The organism is Amycolatopsis sp. NPDC104863, from assembly GCF_055582965.1.
Genome location: NZ_JBVJOW010000001.1, coordinates 2,000,925 through 2,021,589, shown reverse-complemented (window position 1 = coordinate 2,021,589; position 20,665 = coordinate 2,000,925). Strand labels below are relative to the sequence as shown.

The following is a 20,665-nucleotide window of genomic DNA, read 5'->3' as shown; positions in this document are numbered from 1 at the left end:
GGGTGGTTTGTTGCCCCTGCGACACACCACCAGAAGGGGGGAAGATCCCTTCGTGGGGGGGGGAAAAGCGGGTTCTCTTTTGGTTTTTTTTTGGGGCCCCCCCCCCCCCCCACCCCCGCCGGGGGCACGCCCCCGGACCCCCAGGTCGGGTCACCTTTTCGATGCGTCCGCCAGTCGGGACGTCTCAGGTCCTCCAGCTGCGCCGCGAAGCGGAGTGAACGGTCCGTTCGGATCCTGCGTATGTGCTGACGAGGGTTGTTCGGGTGTCCTGTTCGGAGCCGCGGGCACCTTCCTCTGAAACCTGCCGTCGCGGCCGGCTTCTGTCGCACCGAACCTTGCTGGAGGTCTGCATGTGATCCTCGGCACGCCTTGTCGCCGCCGGGCGTGCCGACGGGGTGTCGCGACGTGTGACGGAAACGCCGCGCGTGACGACTTGATGATGAGTGTCACGCTGTGATCATCCCGTGGCGGCACGGAGCCGGTTCGCGGCCCGTCCTGGTCCACTGTGGACCGCCTCGGTGCCGCAGTGTCCACAGTAGATCCGCGGCGGTCCGTTCGGCCGTTCGGAAGCACGTGGTCCACCCGAGTGCGGGTACCGTTCTTTTTGGCTACATTCCGTGATTTTTCCCGGGATACGCCTTATTACGCATCGTCATCATCTTGTTATCTTGCGGCCATTTTCTGGCGGGGAAGACGCGCAGCATGTGGCTGGAAATCGTTGTAACGATGCTGAGAGAGTCGCCGATACCTTGCCTTGTGAAGCCTCTGCGGGCACTGCGCGACCACTGAGTTGTGATGACTCTCCGAAATCACATTCGGTGACGCTGCGTACCTGCGAGATCAACCGATCCTGGTCCGGGAGGTCAGATGGAAGAGTCGGTGCGGCCTTCGTACACGGTGAGCCAGCCACCGCCGCACATCGACCTCCAGGCCATCCCGCGCCCCGCCCAGCGGGACGAGCACCCGGCCGCCGAACCGGCCGGGACGCCGTCCCCCAAGGCGCTGCCGGCGGCCTGGGAAGCGAGATACAGAGCCTGGGTCATCGGCAGCGACGTGTTCATCACGCTGCTGGTGATCGCGATCAGCGCGTTCGTCATCGATCGTGTTGCCCCGCACGACATGCACGCCTTCGGGACGATGCTCGCCATCTTCGTCTCGCTGCCGGTGAGCCGGGCGTGGAGCTCGCGGGTGCTCGGTGAAGGCGCGGAGGAGTACCGCACCCTCGGCCGCGGCTTCATCACCGCGGCCGTCCTGGTCGCCCTCGGCGGCCTGCTCTTCGGCGCGCTCGAGGTCCAGGTCTGGGTGTTCGTCGTCGTCCCGGCGATCGCGCTCGTCGCCTTCCCGCAGCGCTACCTGCTGCGCCAGGTGCTGCACCGCAAGCGCGCCAAGGGACTCTGCCTGCTGCCGGTGATGGCCGCGGGCAGCCCGGAGACCGTCGCCGACCTGATCGCGCGCACCCGGTCCGAGGTCCACGTCGGGTGGCGCGTCGAGGCGGCCTGCACGTTCACCGGCCACGGCGCCGACCGCGACAGCGGCGAGATCGACGGCGTCCCGGTGGTCGGCCGGCTCGAGGAGCTTTCCCGGCACGTGCGCCGCGGCGGCTACCGCGTCGTCGCGATCACCGCCGACCAGTACTGGAGCCCGAAGCGCCTGCAGCGCCTGGCCTGGGACATGGAGGGCACCGGCGCCGAGATGGTCGTGGCCCCCGTGCTGATGGAGGTCGCCGGGCCCCGGCTCAACGTCACCGGCGTGCTGGGGATGCCGCTGTTGCGGGTCACCGCGCCGATGTTCACCGGCGGGCGCCGCGTGGTGAAGGAGGTCGTCGACCGCGCCGGCTCGGCGCTGCTGCTCACCATGATGTCCCCGCTGCTGCTCGTCATCGCGCTCGCGATCAAGCTGAACGACCGCGGCCCGGTGATCTACCGCCAGCGCCGCGTCGGCCGCGACGGCGCCGTGTTCACGATGCTGAAGTTCCGCACGATGGTCACCAATGCCGACGAAATCCGGAAAACGCTGGAGACGGCGAACGAAGGCGCGGGTCCGCTGTTCAAGATGAAGCGCGACCCCCGTATCACCCGTGTGGGTGGTCTCCTGCGCCGATATTCGCTCGACGAACTGCCCCAGCTGTTCAACGTCGTCTCCGGGAAGATGTCGCTCGTCGGCCCGCGGCCGCCGTTGCCGGAAGAAACGGCGAAGTACGCGCCGGACGCCCGGCGCCGGCTGCTGGTGAAGCCGGGGCTGACCGGGCTGTGGCAGGTGAGCGGCCGGTCGGACCTGACGTGGGCGGAGAGCATCCGGCTCGATCTGCGCTACGTCGAGGACTGGTCGCTGGCCCTGGACCTGGTGATCCTCTGGAAGACCTTCCGCGCGGTGATGGGCGGGCAGGGCGCCTACTGACCCGTTCGCACCGCGCGCCGCGCACCACGGCCGCCGATCCCCGCCGCAGGGGTCGGCGGCCGTGCTCGTTCCCGGGTCAGGCGCCCTTGTGATCCACTTCACCGGCCCGAAGTAGTTGAGCGCGAAATAGTTCAACGCTCAACCTGGTTCTTCCTGATACCGACCCACGGAAGGAACCACAGCCCCATGACCACCTTTGCCGAGCAGACCGAAGCCCTTCAGCTCCCCTCGGACGTGCAGAACCTGCTGTTCCGCGAGGCGCGAACGGCCAACAGTTTCAGCTCCGAGCCGGTGACCGACGAGCAGGTCCGCGCGATCTACGACCTCGTCAAGTGGGCCCCGACGTCGATGAACACCCAGCCGCTGCGTGCGCTGGTGCTGCGCACCGCCGAGGCGAAGGCCCGCCTGCTCCCGCACATGGCCCCGGGCAACCGGGACAAGACCGAAGCCGCTCCGCTGACCGTCGTGCTCGCCGCGGACGTCGACTTCCACGAGAACATCCCGCAGGTCTTCCCGCACGCCCCGCAGGTGAAGGACAACTTCTCCGACGAGCAGGGCCGCGTCGAGTTCTCCAAGCTCAACTCGCTGCTGCAGGTCGGCTACTTCATCATCGGCGTCCGCGCCGCCGGCCTGGCCGCGGGCCCGATGACCGGCTTCGACGCCGCCGGTGTCGACGACGAGTTCTTCGCCGGCAAGAAGTGGCGCTCGCTCGTCGTCGTCAACGTCGGCAAGCCGGGTGAGAACCCGTGGTTCGACCGCCTGCCGCGGCTGGACTTCGACCAGGTCGTCGAGACCCTCTGAGCACCACCCCCTGATCGGGCAGGCCGCTTCCGGAACCGGAGGCGGCCTGCCTGAGCGTTCGCGGACGCGCGTGAGGCGCGCGCGGGCCGCCGACTAGCATCGACGGCAGTCATCTCTGTCACTCTTGTTCGAGGAGCCATCGTGTCCCAGTCGCCCCCCGTTTCCCCCGTGGCCGCCTCCCGCGTGGTGGTACCGGCGGGCACTACGGCGGGATCGGCGGTCCGCGAGGCCGGCCTGCCGACCAAGGGCGAGGACACCGTCGTCGTCGTGCGCGACGCCGAGGGCAAGCTCCGCGACCTCGCCTGGGCGCCGGAAACCGACACCGAGGTCGAGCCGGTCGCCGCGAACACCGAGGACGGCCGCAGCGTCATCCGCCATTCGGCGGCCCACGTGCTCGCCCAGGCCGTCCAGCAGCAGTTCCCGAACGCCAAGCTGGGCATCGGCCCGCCGGTGAAGGACGGCTTCTATTACGACTTCGCCGTCGACACTCCGTTCACCCCCGAGGACCTGCAGGCGCTCGAAAAGCGCATGAAGCAGATCGTCAAGGGCGCCCAGCAGTTCTCGCGGCGCGTTTTCGACTCCGTGGACGAGGCGAAGAAGGAACTGGCCGACGAGCCGTTCAAGCTCGAGCTGGTCGACCTCAAGTCCGAAGTGGACACCTCCGAGGTGATGGAGGTGGGCGAGGGCGAGCTCACCATCTACGACAATCTCGACCCGCGCACCAAGGAACGTGTCTGGAGTGACCTCTGCCGTGGTCCGCACGTGCCGACCACCAAGTTCATCCCCGCGTTCAAGCTGACCCGCGTCGCCGCCGCGTACTGGCGGGGGAGCGAGAAGAACCCGCAGCTGCAGCGGATCTACGGCACGGCGTGGGAGTCGGCCGAGGCGCAGGACGCCCACCTCGAGCGCATCGCCGAGGCCGAGCGCCGCGACCACCGCAAGCTCGGCGCGGAGCTGGACCTGTTCTCCTTCCCCGAGGAGATCGGCTCCGGCCTGCCGGTGTTCCACCCCAAGGGCGGCATCATCCGCCGGGAGCTGGAGAACTACTCGCGCCGCCGCCACGAGGAGGCCGGCTACGAGTTCGTGAACACCCCGCACATCAGCAAGGGCGAGCTGTTCCACACCTCCGGCCACCTGCCCTACTACGCGGACACGATGTTCCCGCCGGTGCAGTTCGACGAGGAGAACTACTACCTCAAGGCCATGAACTGCCCGATGCACAACCTGATCTTCCGCTCGCGCGGGCGGTCCTACCGCGAGCTGCCGCTGCGGCTGTTCGAGTTCGGCACCGTCTACCGCTACGAGAAGTCGGGCGTGGTGCACGGCCTCACCCGCGTGCGCGGCCTGACGATGGACGACTCGCACATCTACTGCACCAAGGAGCAGATGCCGGGCGAGCTCCGGTCGCTGCTGAAGTTCGTCCTCGACCTGCTGGCCGACTACGGACTTTCGGACTTCTACCTCGAGCTGTCCACGCGTGGTGACTCCGACAAGTTCATCGGTGAGGACTGGGAGTGGGAGGAGGCCACCGAGACGCTGCGGCAGGCCGCCGTCGACTCCGGCCTCGAGCTGGTCCCGGACCCGGGCGGCGCGGCCTTCTACGGCCCGAAGATCTCGGTCCAGGCCAAGGACGCCATCGGCCGCACCTGGCAGATGTCGACCATCCAGCTGGACTTCAACCAGAACAAGCGGTTCGAGCTCGAGTACACCGCGCCGGACGGCACCCGCCAGACGCCGGTGATGATCCACCGCGCGCTGTTCGGCTCGATCGAGCGGTTCTTCGGCGTGCTGACCGAGCACTACGCGGGCGCGTTCCCGGCGTGGCTCGCGCCGGTGCAGGTGGTCGGCATCCCGATCACCGCCGACCAGGTCGGGTTCCTCGAAGACGTCGAGAAGGCGTTGCGCGCCAAGGGGATCCGCGCCGAGGTCGACGCGAGCGACGACCGGATGCAGAAGAAGATCCGGACGCACACCACGCAGAAGGTGCCCTTCATGCTGCTGGCCGGCGCGAAGGACGTCGAGGCGGGCGCGGTCTCGTTCCGCTTCCGCGACGGCGGGCAGATCAACGGCGTGCCGGTGGCCGACGCCGTCGCCGCGATCGCCGGCTGGATCGAGCGCCGCGAGAACGCGTCGCCGTCGGCCGAGGCGCTGGAGACGGTCGTTCGGTGAGTGATGGTCCCGAACTCGTCGAGCAGCAGGGTGTCGGGGTCCAGGACGCGTTCCACCGCCTCTGGACCCCGCACCGGATGGCCTACATCAAGGGCCAGGACAAGCCGGAGGACGACGAAGACACCGGCTGTCCCTTCTGTCGCATCCCGTCCCTGGACGACAAGACGGGGCTGATCGTCGCGCGCGGCGAGACGGTGTACGCGGTGCTGAACCTGTACCCGTACAACCCTGGGCACCTCATGGTGGTGCCGTACCGGCACGTCGCGGACTACACCGACCTGACGGTCGAGGAGACGCGGGAGGTCGCGGAGTTCACCCAGCACGCGATGAAGGTGATCCGCGCGGTGTCCGGCGCGCACGGGTTCAACATCGGCCTGAACCAGGGCGTGATCGCGGGCGCGGGCATCGCCGCGCACCTGCACCAGCACCTGGTCCCGCGGTGGGGCGGCGACGCGAACTTCATGCCGGTCGTCGGGCAGACGAAGGTGCTCCCGCAGCTGCTCGGCGAAACGCGGGACCTGCTCGCCGATGCCTGGTGAAACGCTCGAATGCCGTAACCGGCAAAGCCTGATTGAGTGTTCAACCGCGAGTATGATGGGGGTATGTCCGAAACCCGATGGCTCAGCGACGACGAGCAGCGCGTCTGGCGTGAGTTCAACATGGCCACCCGCATGCTGAGCGCGCACCTCGAGGGTCAGCTGCAGCACGACTCGGGCATGCCGCACACGTACTACGAAGTCCTCGTGTCGCTCTCGGAAGCGCCCGGCCGCCGGCTGCGGATGAGCGAGCTCGCCGACGCGCGCCAGGCGTCGCGAAGCCGGCTCTCGCACGCCGTCGCGCGCCTCGAAGCGAACGGCTGGGTGCGCCGGGAGGCCTGCCCGACCGACAAGCGCGGAGCCTGGGCCGTCCTGACCGACGCGGGGTTCACCGCGCTCGAGGCCGCCGCGCCCGGGCACGTCGAGGCCGTCCGGGAAAGCCTCTTCGACCCGCTGACGCCGGAGCAGGTGACCGCGCTCGGTGAGATCAGCGCCGCGATCCGCAACCAGCTCTCGCCGAAGTGCGCCGCGGCGCAGGCCGCCGAAGAGGCGCGCGAACACGAGGGCGAGCTCACCAAATCGGGCTGACGCGGGGCGGCGCGTCGGGGTCACCGGTGCGGGTCGATAGGCTGCCATCGCCCACCCGACCCTCGTAGCCAGGTGCCTCAGACGAACCGATGCTCAATATCTTCGCGCGTGCCTCCGTTTCCCGCGTCACCGATCCGATCGGCCAGGCGCTGGTCCGCGTCGGGCTGACCCCGAACGCGATGACCGTGCTCGGCACGGCCGGCGCGGTTGTCTGCGCCCTGGTCTTCTTCCCGACCGACCACCTGCTCTGGGGCACCTTCACGGTGTGGGGCTTCGCCATGCTCGACCTGCTGGACGGCGCCATGGCGCGGGCCCGCGGGTACGGCACCCCGTTCGGGGCGGTGCTCGACGCGACCTGCGACAGGCTGGTCGACGGCGCCCTGTTCGCCGCCATCGCCTGGTGGTGCTTCGTCGTCGACGACAACCGCCCGGCCGCCGCCGCGGCGCTGCTCTGCCTGGTGCTCGCCCAGGTCATCTCCTACGTGAAGGCCCGGGCCGACGCCTCCGGCCTGCCCGTCGACGGCGGGCTCGTCGAACGCGCCGAGCGGCTGATCATCGCGCTCGTCGGCACCGGCCTGCACGGCTTCGGCATCCCGTACACCGTGGACGTGACGCTCTGGCTGCTCGCCGTGCTTTCGGTGATCACCCTGCTGCAGCGCACGGCCGGCGTGGCGAAGGCGGCCCGCGAGGCTGCCGCCGGGGAGCAGCGGGCATGACCAGGCTGACCGAGCGGCTGAGCGCCTTCGGCTACGCCGCGGGCTGGCGGCTGGCCGGCTGGCTGCCCGCCGGGTTCGGCAGCACGGTCTTCTCCCTCGGCGCCGACCTCGCCGTCAAGCGCGACAGCGGCGGCGTCCGGCAGCTGCGCGCCAACCTCGCGCGGGTCGTCCCGCAGGCCGACGCGGTCGAGATGGACGAGCTGACCCGCCGTGCGATGCGCTCCTACGCCCGGTACTGGCACGAGACGTTCCGGCTGCCGTCGATGGACCAGAAGGAGGTCAGCGAGAAGGTCGCGGCCTCGATCACCGGCGTCGAGAACCTCGACGCGGCGCTGGCCGAGGGCAACGGCGCGGTGATGGCGCTGCCGCACAGCGGGAACTGGGACATCGCCGGCGTCTGGCTGGCCGACTACCTCGGCGGCTTCACGACCGTCGCCGAGCGGCTGAAGCCCGAGTCGCTCTACCGCCGGTTCGTCGAGTACCGCGAGTCGCTCGGCTTCGAGATCGTGCCGCTCACCGGCGACAGCTCGGCGATGCGCGTGCTGCTGAAGCGGCTGCGCGAGAACAAGGCCGTCTGCCTGGTCGGCGACCGCGACCTGACCACCAGCGGCATCCCGGTGAAGTTCTTCGGCGAGCCGGCCCGGATGCCCGGCGGCCCGGCCCGGCTGGCCGCCACGACCGGCGCCGCGCTGATCCCGGCCGGCTGCTGGTTCACCGAGGACGGCTGGCAGATCCGCCTGCACCCGCGGATCCGCGTCACCGCGCGCGCCGAGGTCCCGGCCGCGACCCAGGCCCTGGCGGACATCTTCGCCGGCGACATCGCCGCCCACCCGGCCGACTGGCACATGGTGCAGAAGTTCTGGCCGGCCGACCTCGACGCCGGTGAGCAGCCCGACCTGGAAGAAGCGAGCTGAGGCGTGGCCACGCGTCCGATGCGGGTCGGGATCGTCTGCCCCTACTCCTTCGACGTGCCCGGCGGGGTCCAGGGGCACGTGATCGACCTGACGAAGGCGCTGCTCGCGCGCGGGCACCACGTGTCCGTGCTCGCGCCCGCCGACGACGACGCCGACCTGCCGGAGTTCGTGCACCCGGCCGGCAAGGCGCTCGGCATCCCGTACAACGGCTCGGTCGCCCGCCTCCAGTTCGGCCCGGTGTCCTACGCCCGGGTGCGCCGCTGGATCCGCGAAGGCGACTTCGACGTCCTGCACCTGCACGAGCCGGCCGCGCCGAGCCTTTCGCTGCTGGCGCTGCTCATCGCCGACGGCCCGATCGTGGCGACGTTCCACACCGCGACGACCCGCTCTCGCACGCTCTCGGCGTTCCAGCCGGTGCTGCGGCCGCTGCTGGAGAAGATCACCGCGCGGATCGCGGTGTCCGCGCTGGCCCGCCGGGTGCAGGTGGAGCACGCGGGCGGCGACGCCGTGGAGATCCCGAACGGCGTCGACGTCGGCTTCTTCTCTTCCGCGACACCGTTGCCGGGTTATCCGCGGGCCGGCGGCACGATCGGGTTCGTCGGCCGCTTCGGTGAGCCGCGCAAGGGTATGGGCGTGCTGCTGGAGGCGCTGCGGCGGATCCTGCCGGAGTTCGAGGACCTGCGGCTCGTCGTGGTGGGCCGCGGCGACGAGGACCAGCTCCGCCGGGACGCCGGTCCCGAGCTGGCGCCGCACCTGGAGCTGCTCGGGCAGGCCACCGACGAGGTGAAGGCCCAGGCCCTGCGCAGCGTCGACGTCTACTGCGCGCCGAACACCGGCGGGGAGAGCTTCGGGATGATCCTCACCGAGGCGATGGCCGCCGGGACCGCCGTCCTGGCCAGTGATCTCGACTCGTTCCGGCGGGTGCTCGACGACGGCCGCGCCGGGATGCTCGTCGAGACCGGCGACCCTGCCGCGCTCGCCGACGGGCTGCGTGAGCTGCTCGGCGACCCCGCGCACCGGGTGTCGCTGGCCGCGGCGGCGGGGGAGCGCGTCACGATGTACGACTGGTCGGTGGTCGCCACGCAGGTGCTGCGCGTCTACGAGACGGCCGTCGCCGCCGACCCGCGGCGCGTCGCGGCGCCGGAACGGGAGCTCGCCCGGTGAGCGTGCTCGGCTGGCTGCTCCCGGTGCTGGCGCTGGTCGTGGTGCTGGGCGGGCTGTTCCTGCTGGCGACGGCGAACCGGCTCGACCGGCTGCACGTCCGCACGGACGCGGGCTGGGCCGCCCTGGACGCGGCGCTCGCCCGCCGGGCGGTCGTGGCGCGGGCGGTCGCGGTGGTGCTCGGCGACACGGCCCTGCGGACGTCGGCCGAGCGGGCGGAAACAGCGCCCCGGGCCGACCGTGAAGCCGAGGAGAACGAGCTGACGCTGCACCTGAGCCGCGTCGACCGGGCGGGCCTGGCGCCCGAGCTCGCCGAGGAGCTGACCGACGCCGAGCACCGGGTGGTGATCGCCCGGCGCGTCCACAACGACGCCGTGCGCGACACGCTGCGGCTGCGGCGACGGCGGAAGGTGCGGTACTTCAAGCTGGCCGGCACCGCGCCGCTGCCGGAGTACTTCGAGTTCGCCGAGCCGGAGGTCTGAGCGTGGGCTGGTACGTCGTCGTCGAGGAGCAGCGCGGCGCGGGTGAAGGCCGGAGCTGGTCGCTGTCGGAGACGTTCCCGGTCGAGGACCAGGTCACCGCCGAAGCCGAGGCCCTGCGGCTCGCGCGGGAGTACCAGCCGGCCTACCCGTGGTCGCCGAAGTCGCGGAAGGTCCTGCGGGTCGCGGGCGGTTACCTGGTGATCGTCGACGGCCGGACCTCGACGTTCCACTTCCGGCTTACGGTGGGCGAAGAGATCTGAACCCGGCGGCCCCCGCGCGCGTCGGAGGGGTATGAGCGCGACGTGGTGGGTGGTCATCGAAGAGCAGGGCGGCCTGGGCGACAACCGGGGCTGGGGCGTCGCGGACGCGACGCCGTACCCCGACCGCGTCAGCGCCGAGGACGACGCGTACCTGCTCGCCAAGCAGCACCGGCCGCCGCGGCCGTCGTCCCCGCAGAGCCGGCTGGTGCTGCGCGTGACCGACGGGTACCTGGTGCTGGTCAAGGGCAAGACCGACCTGTGGCAGGTCCGCGTCACGGTGGGCGAACAGGCCGGCGGCTGACAGACTGGGCGGCATGAGCGAACCCGAGGCCTGCGACGTCGCCCACGGCACGGCTCCGGCCGACCCGCACACGCGGACGCTGGTGGCGGTGTTCGCGTCCCCGGTGTCGCGGTACCTGCTGAAGTTCGCGCGGGACCTCGGTTTCCACGTCGCGCTGTTCGAACCGGACGCCGCGCGGGCGACCGACGTGCCGGACGGGTTCGACGCCGCGACCACGCTCCCGGAGCTCGACGGCACCGCCGACGTCGTGGTCACCGACCACCACCGGCCGGAGCTCGGCGACGTCCTCAAGCTCGCGCTCGACCAGGCGCCGCGGTGGATCGGCGTGCTCGGCAACCCGCGTCACCCGGGTCCGCACGTGGCCGCGTTGCAGGGGCTCGGCGTGGCGGACGCCGAGATCGCCCGCGTGCACCGGCCGGTCGGGCTCAACATCGGCTCGCGGACCCCGCCGGAGATCGCGGTGGCGACGCTGGCCGGCCTGCTGGCCGACCGCAACCACCGCCCGGGTGGTTTCGCCTTCTGACCGCCTCGCCCCACTGGCGGTTCCTCACCGCCGGGGCGAATCCTTAGCGTCGGTCCCATGGTGACTGCGGCCCAGGCTCGGGCGAAGTACGACCGGATCGCCGACCGGTACGAGGAGATCTTCTTCTACGTGGGGGACGTCGGCGCGCGGCTCGCCGCGTTCGCCGGTCCGCGGCCGGGCGCGCGGGCGCTGGACATCGGGGCCGGCCGCGGCGCGGTCGCGCGCGCCCTGCTGGCGCACGGATGCGTGGTGTCGGCGATCGACGCGTCGCCCGAGATGGTCGCCCGGCTGGCCGCCGACCACCCGGAGCTGACCGCCCGGACGATGGACGCGGCCCACCCGGACTTCCCCGACGGCGCGTTCGACGTGGTCACCGCCGGGTTCGTCGTGCAGGTCCTGGACGATCCGGCGGCCGTGCTGGCCGAGGTCCGGCGGGTGCTGGCGCCCGGCGGCGCGGTCGCGCTGTCGCTGGAACGGCAGTCGGTGGGGCAGCTGGGCTGGCTGCAGGATCTCAGCGTCGAGTTCTTCTCGTCGGATGCCGCCGCGGAGCCGTCGCCTGAGCCGTCGCCCGGCGCGGGGCCGATGGACGCGGACGGACTGGACGCGCTGCTGACCGAGGCGGGGTTCACCGGCCTGGCCCGGGAAGACGTCGAGATGCCGTTGCCGCTGCGAGGACCCGACGCGCTGTGGGAGTGGCTGCAGCCGCGTGGCGGAACCGAGCTGGTCGCCGCCCTGGGCGAGCGGGCCGGCGAGTTCCACGCGCGGTTCCTGGACGGCGCCCGCACGATGCAGGAGGGCGACACGATCGTCCTCGACTTCGCGGCCACCCTGCACCGGGCTCACCGCCCCGACTGACCGGACGACACGCGTACCCAGCCGGACGACACCCCTCTGGCTCCCGCCGTGTCGTCCGCCGGGGTACGCGTGTCGTCCGTCAGTGGACCGCCATCCCTTCCGGCATCGGCTCGAACCGGGCGTGGTGGCGGGTGAACGTCGCCGTGCCGGAGGTCATCGAGCGGAGGTCGATGAGGTAGCGGACGAGCTCCGTCGCCGGGACCTCGGCCCGGATCAGGGTCCGCCCGCCTTGGCCGGCTTCGGTGCCCAGCACCCGGCCCCGGCGGGAGGAGAGGTCGCCGAGCACGGTGCCGAGGTGCTCGTCCGGCAGCCGGATGGTCACCTCTTCCAACGGCTCCAGCATCGTGAGGTGCCCGGTGGCCGCGGCCTCCCGCAGCGCCAGCGCGCCGGCGGTCTGGAACGCGGCGTCGGACGAGTCGACGCTGTGCGCCTTCCCGTCGACCAGGGTGACCTTCACGTCGACGACCGGGTGCCCGTCGGCCAGCCCGCGCTGCAGCTGGGCCCGCACGCCCTTCTCGACGCTCGGGATGAACTGGTGCGGCACCGAGCCGCCGACGACCTTGTCGACGAACTGGAACCCGCCGCCGCGCGGCAGCGGCTCGACGACGATGTCGCAGACGGCGAACTGGCCGTGCCCGCCGGACTGCTTCACGTGCCGGCCGTGGCCCTTGGCGGGTTTGCCGAACGTCGTGCGCAGGCTGATCTTCACCGGTTCGGTGTCGACGTCCGCGCCGCCCGCCCGCAGCCGCGAGAGCACGACGTCGGCGTGGGCCTCGCCCATGCACCACAGCACCAGCTGGTTCGTCTCGGCGTTGCGGTCGAGCCGCAGCGTCGGGTCGCCGGCGACCAGCCGGGAAAGGTTGCGCGCCAACGTGTCCTCGTCGCTGCGGGTCTTCGCGACGACGGCGACCGGCAGCAGCGGCTCCGGCATCGCCCAGGGTTCCATCAGCAACGGCTCTTCGGGCGAGGAGACGGTGTCACCGGTCTCCGCGGATCCGACCTTCGTCAGCGCGCAGAGGTCACCCGCGACGCAGTAAGGCACCTCGCGCAGGTTCGCGCCGAGGGGGGAGTAGAGGTGCGCGACGCGCTCGTCGGCGTCGTGGTCCTCGTGGCCGCGTTCGGCGAGGCCGTGCCCGGACACGTGCACCGGTCGCTCGGGGCGCAGCGTCCCGGAGAACACCCGGACGAGGGACACCCGGCCGACGTAGGAGTCGACGGCCGTCCGGACGACCTCCGCGGCGAGGGGGCCCGCGGGGTCGGCGGTGATGGCCGCGTGCGCCCCGCCGTCCGGCGTGGTGACGTCCGGCGGCTCGTGCTCCAGCGGCGAGGGGAACGCCCGGACGATCCCGTCGAGCACCTCGGCCAGGCCGATCCCGCTGGTCGCGCACACCGGGATGACCGGGTGGAACGACCCGCGCGCGACGGCGGTCTCGAGGTCGGCGATGAGCGTCTCCTCGGGGATCTCCTCGCCGCCGAGGTAGCGGTCCATCAGGGACTCGTCCTCGCTCTCGGCGATGACCCCTTCGATCAGCTCGTTGCGGGCTTCGGCCATCCGCTCGAGGTCGGCCGGGTCGGGTTCGCCCACCTTCGGCGGATGCCCGGCGGAGTAGTCGAAGTACCGCTGGGTGATCAGCCCGACCAGGCCGTCGCCGGCGGGCAGGTAGAGCGGCAGCACACCGGCGCCGAACGCGGCCTGGCAGGCGGCGATCTCGGCCATCGGGTCGGCCCGGTGGTGGTCGAGCCGGGAGACGACGACCGCGCGCGGCATGCCGACCGCGGCGCACTCCTCCCACACCGCGACCGTCGCCGCGTCGACCCCTTCGGCCGCGCAGACGACGAACAGCGCCGCGTCGGCCGCGCGCAGCCCGGCCCGCAGCTCCCCGACGAAGTCGGCGTACCCCGGCGTGTCGATCAGGTTGATCTTGTGACCCCGGTGCAGCACCGGCGCGACCGAAAGGCCGACCGAGCGCTGCTGGCGGACCGCGGCCGGGTCGTGGTCGCACACCGTCGTTCCGTCGACCACCGAGCCCGCGCGCGGGACGGTGCCGGACGCCGCGAGGAGCGCCTCCGTGAGGGTCGTCTTCCCCGAGCCGGACGGGCCGACGAGCACCACGTTGCGGACCTTCGCGGGGTCGTCCACAGCGACGGCGGCCCCGGTGTCGGCGTTCTTGGCTTGTTTGTCGGCCATGACGACTCCTCGGCGAACGGCTGGTGTACGTGATGTGTCCTCGATCACACACCCGCTACCCTGGTCACGGCAAGGCACGGGTCCCGGGACCAGCCGAATGCCCGGGGGAGCAGGGGCAAGGGGGAGTTTCATGACGGTGGACAGGCGGACCTTCCTGCGGATCTCCGGGGCGGTTCCGGTGGCGGGACTGGCGGCGGGGTGGCCGCCGCCGGACGACTGGGAGCGGCTGCGGCGCCGGCTGGCCGGGCCGTTGTTCCGGCCGGGCGACGCGGGTTACCCCGAGGCCAAGCAGGGCTTCTTCACGATGTACGACGCCCGGATGCCGGCGGCCGTCGTCGGCGCGGCGCGGGTCGAGGACGTCCAGGCCGCCGTCGCCTTCGCGGCGCGGCACCGGCTGCCCGTCGCCGCTCGCAGCGGCGGGCACAGCTATCCCGGGTACTCCACTGTGGACGGCGGGATCGTGGTGGACCTGAGCCGTTTCTCGGCGATCGAGGCGCGCCCGGACGGCCGCGCGGTGATCGGCGCCGGGGCCCGGCTGGGGCCGATCGCGACCACGCTCGCGGCGGCGGGCCGGGTGCTGCCGGCGGGCAGCTGCGACACCGTCGGCATCGCCGGGCTCGCCCTCGGCGGCGGCGTCGGCGTCCTAGACCGGAAGTACGGCCTGACGTGCGACCACCTGGAGGCGGCCCGGATCGTCACGGCCGACGGCCGGCTGCGCACGGTTTCGGCGACGGCGGAGCCCGACCTCTTCTGGGCGCTGCGGGGCGGGGGCGGCGGCAACTTCGGGATCGTCACCGGGTTCACGTTCCGGACCGTGCCGATCGCCGACGTCGCCACGTTCGACCTCCACTTCCCGCCGGGCACGCAGACCGCGCTGTTCGCCGCCTGGCAGGACTGGCAGCCGGCGATGCCGGACGAGCTGTGGTCCGGGATGGGCCTCGGCGCGGACCACGCCAACCTCGGCGGCACGTTCCTCGGCCCGGCGGCGCGGATGAACGAGCTGCTCGACGACCTGATCCGCCGGGTCGGCACCCGGCCGGTCGAGCAACGGCGGCGAGTCATGGACCACGTGTCCGCGATGCGGTCGTTCGACGACCACGACTCGCGGCCGGCGGTGGCCGCGAACCGGGGCACCTACGTCGGGACGTCGCGGATGCTCCTGCGCCGGGCCGCCGACCCGGCCGCGGTCGTCGAGGTGCTGACCGGGGTCCCGAAGGTCGACACCATCATCGACGCGGGCGGCGGCGCCATCGCGCGGGTCGGTGTCCGCGAAACGGCGTTCCCGCACCGGACGGCGCTGGCCAGCTTCCAGTTCCTGCACGGCGCGGAGCCCGAGAACGGCGGTGAGGACGGCGCCCGGCGCGCGGTGGCCGCCGTGCGCGACGGGCTCGGGCCGGAGTTCGGCGCCACCGGCTACGTCAACTACCTCGATCCCGAGATGCCGGACTGGGCGGAGGCGTACTACGGGGTGAACCTGCCGCGGTTGCGCGCTGTCGCCCGAAAGTATGACCCGCGAGGAATTTTCGCTTTCCCGCAAGGACTTTCCACGCCCCACTCGACTGTCCACATCGGAGAGACATAGACTGCGCCGAACCCCACGCAAAGGAGGCGCGTGCTCGACCTGGCATTCTCCACAGAGGACCTGGCGCACACCCGGTTCGCGTTCTCGCCGGCGTGGGAGATCGTGGCGAGCGTGCGCGTCCTGAACCGGCCGGGGGAGCACGCGCTGCACCTGCCGTGGGTCAAGCGGGCGACCGCGGCGCTCGACGGCGCCGGCCTGGACATCACGCTGCTGCGGGAGCTGGTGCCGCTGCGGCACCTGCCCGGCTTCCTGGCCGGCACGCCGTCGACACCGCTGCCCGAGCTGGCCGACGAGCTCGCCGACCTGCGCGACGTGCCAGGCCGCGTCGTCCGGCGTGAGCTCGACGCGATGTCCGGGCCGCGCCCACCGGTGCTGAACCGCTTCCACCGCGACCCCGAAGCCGGTCTCGAGCGGCTCGCGACGCTGATGGAGCGGTACTGGGAGCTCGTGCTCGCCCCGGACTGGCCCCGCATCCGCGCGCTGCTCGAGGCCGATGTGCTGCACCGGTCGCGGCTGCTGGCCCACGGCGGCGCCGCCGAGCTGTTCAACGACCTCACCCCGCTGGTCCGCTGGCAGGACGGCACGCTCACGGTGGCGCACCGCCACCTGCACGCCGCCGTGCCGCTCGACGGGCGCGGCCTGGTGCTCGTGCCCTCGGCGTTCGTCTGGCCGCGGGTGTTCTCCAAGACCGACCCGCGCTGGCAGCCGGTGCTGCGCTACCCGCCGCGCGGGATCGCCACGCTCTGGGAGACCGGGACGGCGGTCGCGCCCGGCGCGCTGGCGGCCGTCATGGGCCGCGGGCGCGCGATGCTGCTCGCCGAACTGGCCGCGCCGGCGTCCACCTCGGAGCTGGCCCGCCGGACCCGGCTCAGCGCCGGCGCGGTGTCGCAGCACCTCGGTGTCCTGAAGGCCGCGGGCCTGGTCAACGGGCATCGTGCCGGACGTCACGTGCTCTACGCACGCACGGAAGCCGCGGAAGTCCTGGTCGCCGGGGTGCCGAAAGTGGACTCCTGAGATTGCCGCGCACTGGCCTGCCTGAAGGGTCCACCGCCGACCTACGCTCGGACCGGTAACCCCCGGTTCATCGTGTGGAAAGGCCCCGTCGTGTCCGAGCAGCAGCCCAGCCCCTCCAACGGCACCGTCCAGCCGGTCACCGGCACCGCCAAGGTGAAGCGCGGCATGGCCGAGATGCTCAAGGGCGGCGTGATCATGGACGTGGTCACCGCCGAGCAGGCCAAGATCGCCGAAGACGCCGGCGCGGTCGCGGTGATGGCGCTGGAGCGCGTGCCCGCCGACATCCGCGCCCAGGGCGGCGTCGCGCGGATGAGCGACCCCGACCTGATCGACGGCATCATCGAGACCGTCTCGATCCCGGTGATGGCCAAGGCCCGCATCGGCCACTTCGTCGAGGCACAGGTGCTGCAGTCCCTCGGCGTCGACTACGTGGACGAGTCCGAGGTGCTCACCCCCGCCGACTACGCCAACCACATCGACAAGTGGGCGTTCACCGTGCCCTTCGTCTGCGGCGCGACCAACCTCGGCGAGGCGCTGCGCCGGATCACCGAGGGCGCGGCGATGATCCGCTCGAAGGGTGAGGCCGGCACCGGCGACGTTTCCAACGCCACCACGCACATGCGCAAGATCCGCGGTGAGATCCGCCGTCTCCAGTCGCTGCCGGAGGACGAACTGTTCGTCGCGGCGAAGGAGCTGCAGGCGCCGTACGAGCTGGTGCGCGAGGTGGCGGAGAAGGGCAAGCTGCCGGTCGTGCTGTTCACCGCGGGCGGCATCGCCACCCCGGCCGACGCGGCCATGATGATGCAGCTCGGCGCCGAAGGCGTGTTCGTCGGCTCCGGCATCTTCAAGTCGGGCAACCCGGCCCAGCGCGCCGAGGCGATCGTCAAGGCGACGACCTTCTACGACGACCCGGACGTGCTGGCGAAGGTCTCGCGCGGCCTGGGCGAGGCCATGGTCGGCATCAACGTCGAAGAGCTGCCGGAGCCCCACCGCCTGGCCGAGCGCGGCTGGTGACGGCCTAACCCTCCGGGTAGAAGAGGAAGAGCGTGCAGCCCGTCGTGCTGGCGGGCACGTGCCACGACCCGGCCGGGGCGTGCAGGAACGTCCCGGCCGGATGGTCGCGGGCGCCGTCGTGGAACGTGCCCGCGACGACGTAGACCTCTTCCGGGCCCGGCTCGTGGACGTCGCGGCGCGGCCAGGACGTGCCCGGGTCCATCTCGAGGACGTTGGCGTGCGCGCCGTTCGCGCCGGTCCACAGTGGACGTAGCCGGATCCCGGGGAAGAGCTCGCGGACCGGGGCGTCCTCGACGGACACGGACGTGTAGCCCTCTTGGGCGAGGATCTCGGGGTGCATGACCCCCACCGTGCCGGGCGCCCGCGGGGCCGGGACAGCGTCAAGAAAGACACCCTGGGGTACTTTCCTGCCATGCATCGTGTGGTGGCCCTGGTGCGGCCGGTGCAGTCGACGTTCGAGCTCGGCATCGCCGCCGAGGTCTTCGGCACGCCGCGCGCCGACGTGCCGCGGCACTACGAGTTCGACGTGTGCGCGGAAGTTCCCGGCCCGGTGCCGACGACGGCCGGATACGCGATGTCGGTGTCGGCGGGGTTGTCGGCATTGGCTTCGGCGGACACCGTGCTCATCCCGGGCTGGGCGCCGGTGGAGGCGCCGCTGCCGGACGGCGTCCGCCGTGCGCTGCTGGCGGCCCACGCCCGGGGCGCGCGGCTCGTCACGATCTGCTCCGGCGTCTTCGCGCTGGCCCGCACGGGCCTGCTGGACGGCCGTTCGGCGACCACGCACTGGGCCCGCGCGGAGCAGCTGCAACGGGAGTTCCCGCAGGTGCGCGTGGAGCCGGACGTCCTCTACGTGGACCACGGCGACGTCGCGACCAGCGCAGGGGCGGGCGCCGGCGTCGACCTGTGCCTGCACCTCGTCCGGCAGGACCACGGCGCCGCGTACGCGGCCCTGCTCGCGCGGCACATGGTGATGCCACCGCACCGCGAAGGCGGCCAGGCGCAGTACGCGCCACCCGCGCCGGGCTCCGACGCGCTCGACGGCCTGCTCGAGTGGGCCGGTGCGCGCCTCGGGACGCCGTTGTCGGTCGACGACCTGGCCGCGCACCTGAACGTCTCGGCCCGCACGCTGGCCCGCCGGTTCGCCGGCCGGCTCGGCACGAGCCCGGGCGCGTGGCTGCTGGCCCGGCGGGTGGCGGAGGCCCGGACCCTGCTGGAGCTGACGGACCTGCCGGTGGAGGCCGTCGCCACGCGGGTCGGCCTGACCTCGGCGGTCAACCTGCGGCGCCGCTTCCGCGCCCAGGTGGGGACCACGCCGGGCGCCTACCGGCGGGCGTTCCGGGGCTAGAGGTACTCCGAGATCTCGACACCGTAGGTGCCCGGCTCGAGCGCCTCGAAGATGTGCGGGACGTCGCCGGGGTAGGAGATGTAGTCGCCCGGGTTCAGCTCCTCGGGGGCCTCCATGACGCCGACCCGGGCGCGTCCCGCGCACAGCACGATGTGCTCCATCACGCCGGTCATGTGCGGGTCACTGCGCCGGGGAGTGCCCGGTTCGGCCCGGATGAGGTACATGTCCCGCCGCGCGGACGGGGGACAGGCCGACAGCAGCGTGCACGCGTAGTCGGCGTGTTCGGCGAACACCGTCGGGCCCTTGCCGGCCCGGATGACGCGGACCTTCGGCCGGTCGGGCTCGACCAGGCGCGAAAACGGCACGTCGAGGGCGACGCCGAGCGCCCAGAGCGTCTCGACGCTGGGGTTGCCGGTGCCGGACTCGAGCTGGGAGAGCGTCGACTTGGCCAGGCCGGCGCGGCGCGCGACCTCGGTCAGGGACAAGCCCGCGCGGGTGCGTTCCCGGCGCAGTGACGCCGCGATGATCTCCAGCGGCGCGCCGGTGGTTTCCTGCGACATGTGCTGTTCGCTCCATCGGTCGTTTTGTTCGCCTTGACGAACACGGGGCCTTGTGTTCACCATAGAACACATGCGTTCGATATGGCGAACACTCGATCGGGGCCTCGCCCGTGACATCGGCCTGGTCTGCTTGGCCGATTGTCTCGTGGGGGTGTCCTACGGTGCCATCGCGGTGAGCTCGGGCTTCCCGTTCTGGCTGCCGATGCTGATGTCGCTGCTGGTCTTCGCCGGCGCGTCGCAGTTCATGTTCATCGGGATCGTGGCCGCGGGCGGCAACCCGTTCGCCGCCGTGCTCGCCGGGCTGCTCGCGAACGCGCGGCACCTGCCGTTCGGCTTCGCGATCGGCGACGTGCTGGGCGGGCGCTGGCCGGCCCGGCTGATGGGCAGCCACCTGATGAGCGACGAGACGGTGGCGTTCGCCATGGCCCAGGACGAGGTCAAGCGCCGTCGCGCGGCCTACTGGGCCTGCGGGCTGGGGATCTTCGTCTTCTGGAACTGCGGTGTGCTGGCCGGCGCCTACGCCGGGTCGGCGATCAGCGACACCGACGTGTTCGGCCTGGACGCCGCGTTCCCGGCGGTGCTGCTCGCGCTGGTCCTGCCGTCCCTGCGCGACCGGGCGGCCCGGCTGCCGGTGCTGGTCGGGGTGGCCGTCGCGCTGGTCGCGACGCCGTTCCTGCCCGCCGGGCTGCCGGTGCTGCTGGCGCTGGCCGGGTTGCTGGTGGGGGTCACGGCGAAGGAACCCGAACTGGAGGAGGCCCGCTGATGGACGGCGTCGAACTGCTGATCGGCACGGCCGTGCTGGCCGTGGGGACGTTCGCCTTCCGGTTCGCCGGGCCGGTGCTGCGCAGCCGGCTGAAGCTGTCCCCGAAGGCGGAACGGCTGATGGCGCTGGCGGCGGTGGTGCTGCTGGCCGCGCTGGTCGCGGTCAGCGCGTTGACGGAAGGGCACGGTTTCGCGGGGTTCGCGCGGCCGGCCGGGGTGCTGGTGGCCGGGGTGCTGGCCTGGCGGAAGGCCCCGTTCGCGCTGGTGGTGGTGGCCGCCGCGGCGACGGCGGCGCTACTGCGGCTGGCCGGCGTGCCCTGAGCCGCGCGTCGGCGTGGGCTGCTCCCGGCTCAAGTTCCCGGCCTCCGGTTGGTGGCCTCGGCCGGCGCGGTGGAGGCGCTCCTTGGTGGCCGCTCGCGCCGAAGGTCGGGCCACCCAGCCCGACCCCAGAGCCCGGTGGGCGTGAGCACCGCCCGGGACCCGGGGCTGACCTGCCG

The 20,665-nt window shown here is 72.1% G+C and carries 22 protein-coding genes; 19 read left to right on the top strand and 3 right to left on the bottom strand.

Going from position 1 to position 20,665, the window contains the following annotated elements; all coding sequences use genetic code 11:
* Positions 1-867: 867 nt before the first annotated feature.
* The 13 genes from ACZ63J_RS08970 (at position 868) to ACZ63J_RS08910 (ending at position 11,703) form a co-directional block, all read left to right on the top strand.
* Positions 868-2,397 (top strand): sugar transferase, encoded by a 1,530-nt coding sequence (locus ACZ63J_RS08970; protein ID WP_465336945.1) that lies wholly within the window; start codon positions 868-870, stop codon positions 2,395-2,397.
* 186 nt (positions 2,398-2,583) lie between these two features.
* Positions 2,584-3,198 (top strand): malonic semialdehyde reductase, encoded by a 615-nt coding sequence (locus ACZ63J_RS08965; RefSeq protein WP_465336943.1) that lies wholly within the window; start codon positions 2,584-2,586, stop codon positions 3,196-3,198.
* 141 nt (positions 3,199-3,339) lie between these two features.
* Positions 3,340-5,367 (top strand): threonine--tRNA ligase, encoded by a 2,028-nt coding sequence (thrS, locus tag ACZ63J_RS08960; protein ID WP_465336942.1) that lies wholly within the window; start codon positions 3,340-3,342, stop codon positions 5,365-5,367.
* Positions 5,364-5,906, top strand: a complete 543-nt coding sequence (locus ACZ63J_RS08955) for an HIT family protein (protein WP_465398718.1) — start codon at positions 5,364-5,366, stop codon at positions 5,904-5,906. The genes thrS and ACZ63J_RS08955 overlap by 4 nt, the downstream gene beginning before the upstream one ends.
* Before the next feature lie 63 nt (positions 5,907-5,969).
* Positions 5,970-6,491, top strand: a complete 522-nt coding sequence (locus tag ACZ63J_RS08950) for a MarR family winged helix-turn-helix transcriptional regulator (RefSeq protein ID WP_465312521.1) — start codon at positions 5,970-5,972, stop codon at positions 6,489-6,491.
* An 89-nt stretch (positions 6,492-6,580) separates the two neighbouring features.
* On the top strand, positions 6,581-7,207 hold the full coding sequence (pgsA, locus tag ACZ63J_RS08945; protein WP_465398717.1) for a phosphatidylinositol phosphate synthase: 627 nt from the start codon (positions 6,581-6,583) through the stop codon (positions 7,205-7,207).
* Positions 7,204-8,121 carry a phosphatidylinositol mannoside acyltransferase gene (locus ACZ63J_RS08940; protein WP_465312519.1) on the top strand — a complete coding sequence of 306 codons (918 nt, stop codon included), beginning with the start codon at positions 7,204-7,206 and terminating at the stop codon, positions 8,119-8,121. The genes pgsA and ACZ63J_RS08940 overlap by 4 nt, the downstream gene beginning before the upstream one ends.
* A gap of 18 nt (positions 8,122-8,139) precedes the next feature.
* Positions 8,140-9,285, top strand: a complete 1,146-nt coding sequence (locus tag ACZ63J_RS08935; protein WP_465398783.1) for a glycosyltransferase family 4 protein — start codon at positions 8,140-8,142, stop codon at positions 9,283-9,285.
* Positions 9,282-9,764, top strand: a complete 483-nt coding sequence (locus ACZ63J_RS08930) for an NUDIX hydrolase (protein WP_465398716.1) — start codon at positions 9,282-9,284, stop codon at positions 9,762-9,764. Before ACZ63J_RS08935 ends, ACZ63J_RS08930 begins: the two co-directional genes overlap by 4 nt.
* A 2-nt stretch (positions 9,765-9,766) precedes the next feature.
* The gene (locus ACZ63J_RS08925; RefSeq protein WP_465398715.1) at positions 9,767-10,024 is read left to right on the top strand and encodes a hypothetical protein; all 258 of its coding nucleotides are present in this window, start codon (positions 9,767-9,769) and stop codon (positions 10,022-10,024) included.
* A 31-nt stretch (positions 10,025-10,055) separates the two neighbouring features.
* Complete coding sequence (locus ACZ63J_RS08920; protein ID WP_465398714.1) at positions 10,056-10,325, top strand: hypothetical protein; 270 nt, start codon at positions 10,056-10,058, stop codon at positions 10,323-10,325.
* A gap of 13 nt (positions 10,326-10,338) precedes the next feature.
* Positions 10,339-10,848: an XdhC family protein gene (locus tag ACZ63J_RS08915; RefSeq protein ID WP_465398713.1), complete on the top strand. Its 510-nt coding sequence runs from the start codon at positions 10,339-10,341 to the stop codon at positions 10,846-10,848.
* Positions 10,849-10,905: 57 nt separating this feature from the next.
* On the top strand, positions 10,906-11,703 hold the full coding sequence (locus tag ACZ63J_RS08910) for a class I SAM-dependent methyltransferase (protein ID WP_465398712.1): 798 nt from the start codon (positions 10,906-10,908) through the stop codon (positions 11,701-11,703).
* A gap of 79 nt (positions 11,704-11,782) precedes the next feature.
* On the opposite strand, the gene ACZ63J_RS08905 is transcribed toward ACZ63J_RS08910, so the two are convergent.
* Complete coding sequence (locus ACZ63J_RS08905) at positions 11,783-13,891, bottom strand: elongation factor G-like protein EF-G2 (protein ID WP_465312513.1); 2,109 nt, start codon at positions 13,889-13,891, stop codon at positions 11,783-11,785.
* A 130-nt stretch (positions 13,892-14,021) separates the two neighbouring features.
* Here ACZ63J_RS08905 and ACZ63J_RS08900 point away from each other — a divergent pair, with 130 nt between their 5' ends.
* The 3 genes from ACZ63J_RS08900 (at position 14,022) to pdxS (ending at position 17,501) form a co-directional block, all read left to right on the top strand.
* Positions 14,022-15,473, top strand: coding sequence for an FAD-binding oxidoreductase (locus ACZ63J_RS08900; protein WP_465398711.1), 1,452 nt, complete (start codon positions 14,022-14,024; stop codon positions 15,471-15,473).
* A gap of 30 nt (positions 15,474-15,503) precedes the next feature.
* Complete coding sequence (locus ACZ63J_RS08895; RefSeq protein ID WP_465398710.1) at positions 15,504-16,487, top strand: DUF5937 family protein; 984 nt, start codon at positions 15,504-15,506, stop codon at positions 16,485-16,487.
* A 90-nt stretch (positions 16,488-16,577) separates the two neighbouring features.
* On the top strand, positions 16,578-17,501 hold the full coding sequence (gene pdxS / locus ACZ63J_RS08890; RefSeq protein ID WP_465312510.1) for a pyridoxal 5'-phosphate synthase lyase subunit PdxS: 924 nt from the start codon (positions 16,578-16,580) through the stop codon (positions 17,499-17,501).
* Positions 17,502-17,505: 4 nt separating this feature from the next.
* Here the strand turns inward: pdxS and ACZ63J_RS08885 are convergent, their stop codons facing one another.
* Positions 17,506-17,841 (bottom strand): cupin domain-containing protein, encoded by a 336-nt coding sequence (locus ACZ63J_RS08885; protein WP_465398709.1) that lies wholly within the window; start codon positions 17,839-17,841, stop codon positions 17,506-17,508.
* Between the two features lie 72 nt (positions 17,842-17,913).
* Here ACZ63J_RS08885 and ACZ63J_RS08880 point away from each other — a divergent pair, with 72 nt between their 5' ends.
* A complete protein-coding gene (locus tag ACZ63J_RS08880) occupies positions 17,914-18,846 on the top strand; it encodes a GlxA family transcriptional regulator (protein ID WP_465398708.1) in 933 nt (310 codons plus the stop codon).
* Here ACZ63J_RS08880 and ACZ63J_RS08875 read toward each other — a convergent pair.
* On the bottom strand, positions 18,843-19,406 hold the full coding sequence (locus tag ACZ63J_RS08875; RefSeq protein ID WP_465312507.1) for a helix-turn-helix domain-containing protein: 564 nt from the start codon (positions 19,404-19,406) through the stop codon (positions 18,843-18,845). The two genes, ACZ63J_RS08880 and ACZ63J_RS08875, sit on opposite strands and share 4 nt — an antisense overlap.
* Positions 19,407-19,476: 70 nt before the next feature.
* On the opposite strand from ACZ63J_RS08875, the gene ACZ63J_RS08870 reads away from it, so the two are divergent.
* Positions 19,477-20,169: an AzlC family ABC transporter permease gene (locus ACZ63J_RS08870; RefSeq protein ID WP_465398707.1), complete on the top strand. Its 693-nt coding sequence runs from the start codon at positions 19,477-19,479 to the stop codon at positions 20,167-20,169.
* Entirely contained in the window at positions 20,169-20,489 is a 321-nt protein-coding gene (locus tag ACZ63J_RS08865; RefSeq protein ID WP_465336924.1) for an AzlD domain-containing protein, read from the top strand. The genes ACZ63J_RS08870 and ACZ63J_RS08865 overlap by 1 nt, the downstream gene beginning before the upstream one ends.
* The last annotated feature ends 176 nt before the right edge of the window (positions 20,490-20,665 follow it).

Bases quoted from the DNA above. Each gene is read 5' to 3' on its own strand.
- ACZ63J_RS08880 (WP_465398708.1), top strand. From the start codon at position 17,914: ATGCATCGTGTGGTGGCCCTGGTGCGGCCGGTGCAGTCGACGTTCGAG.
- ACZ63J_RS08940 (WP_465312519.1), top strand. From the start codon at position 7,204: ATGACCAGGCTGACCGAGCGGCTGAGCGCCTTCGGCTACGCCGCGGGC.
- ACZ63J_RS08950 (WP_465312521.1), top strand. From the start codon at position 5,970: ATGTCCGAAACCCGATGGCTCAGCGACGACGAGCAGCGCGTCTGGCGT.
- ACZ63J_RS08970 (WP_465336945.1), top strand. From the start codon at position 868: ATGGAAGAGTCGGTGCGGCCTTCGTACACGGTGAGCCAGCCACCGCCG.
- ACZ63J_RS08905 (WP_465312513.1), bottom strand. From the start codon at position 13,891: ATGGCCGACAAACAAGCCAAGAACGCCGACACCGGGGCCGCCGTCGCT.
- ACZ63J_RS08885 (WP_465398709.1), bottom strand. From the start codon at position 17,841: ATGCACCCCGAGATCCTCGCCCAAGAGGGCTACACGTCCGTGTCCGTC.
- ACZ63J_RS08865 (WP_465336924.1), top strand. From the start codon at position 20,169: ATGGACGGCGTCGAACTGCTGATCGGCACGGCCGTGCTGGCCGTGGGG.
- ACZ63J_RS08870 (WP_465398707.1), top strand. From the start codon at position 19,477: ATGCGTTCGATATGGCGAACACTCGATCGGGGCCTCGCCCGTGACATC.
- ACZ63J_RS08965 (WP_465336943.1), top strand. From the start codon at position 2,584: ATGACCACCTTTGCCGAGCAGACCGAAGCCCTTCAGCTCCCCTCGGAC.
- pgsA (WP_465398717.1), top strand. From the start codon at position 6,581: ATGCTCAATATCTTCGCGCGTGCCTCCGTTTCCCGCGTCACCGATCCG.
- ACZ63J_RS08910 (WP_465398712.1), top strand. From the start codon at position 10,906: ATGGTGACTGCGGCCCAGGCTCGGGCGAAGTACGACCGGATCGCCGAC.
- ACZ63J_RS08875 (WP_465312507.1), bottom strand. From the start codon at position 19,406: ATGTCGCAGGAAACCACCGGCGCGCCGCTGGAGATCATCGCGGCGTCA.
- ACZ63J_RS08920 (WP_465398714.1), top strand. From the start codon at position 10,056: ATGAGCGCGACGTGGTGGGTGGTCATCGAAGAGCAGGGCGGCCTGGGC.
- ACZ63J_RS08915 (WP_465398713.1), top strand. From the start codon at position 10,339: ATGAGCGAACCCGAGGCCTGCGACGTCGCCCACGGCACGGCTCCGGCC.
- ACZ63J_RS08900 (WP_465398711.1), top strand. From the start codon at position 14,022: ATGACGGTGGACAGGCGGACCTTCCTGCGGATCTCCGGGGCGGTTCCG.
- ACZ63J_RS08935 (WP_465398783.1), top strand. From the start codon at position 8,140: ATGCGGGTCGGGATCGTCTGCCCCTACTCCTTCGACGTGCCCGGCGGG.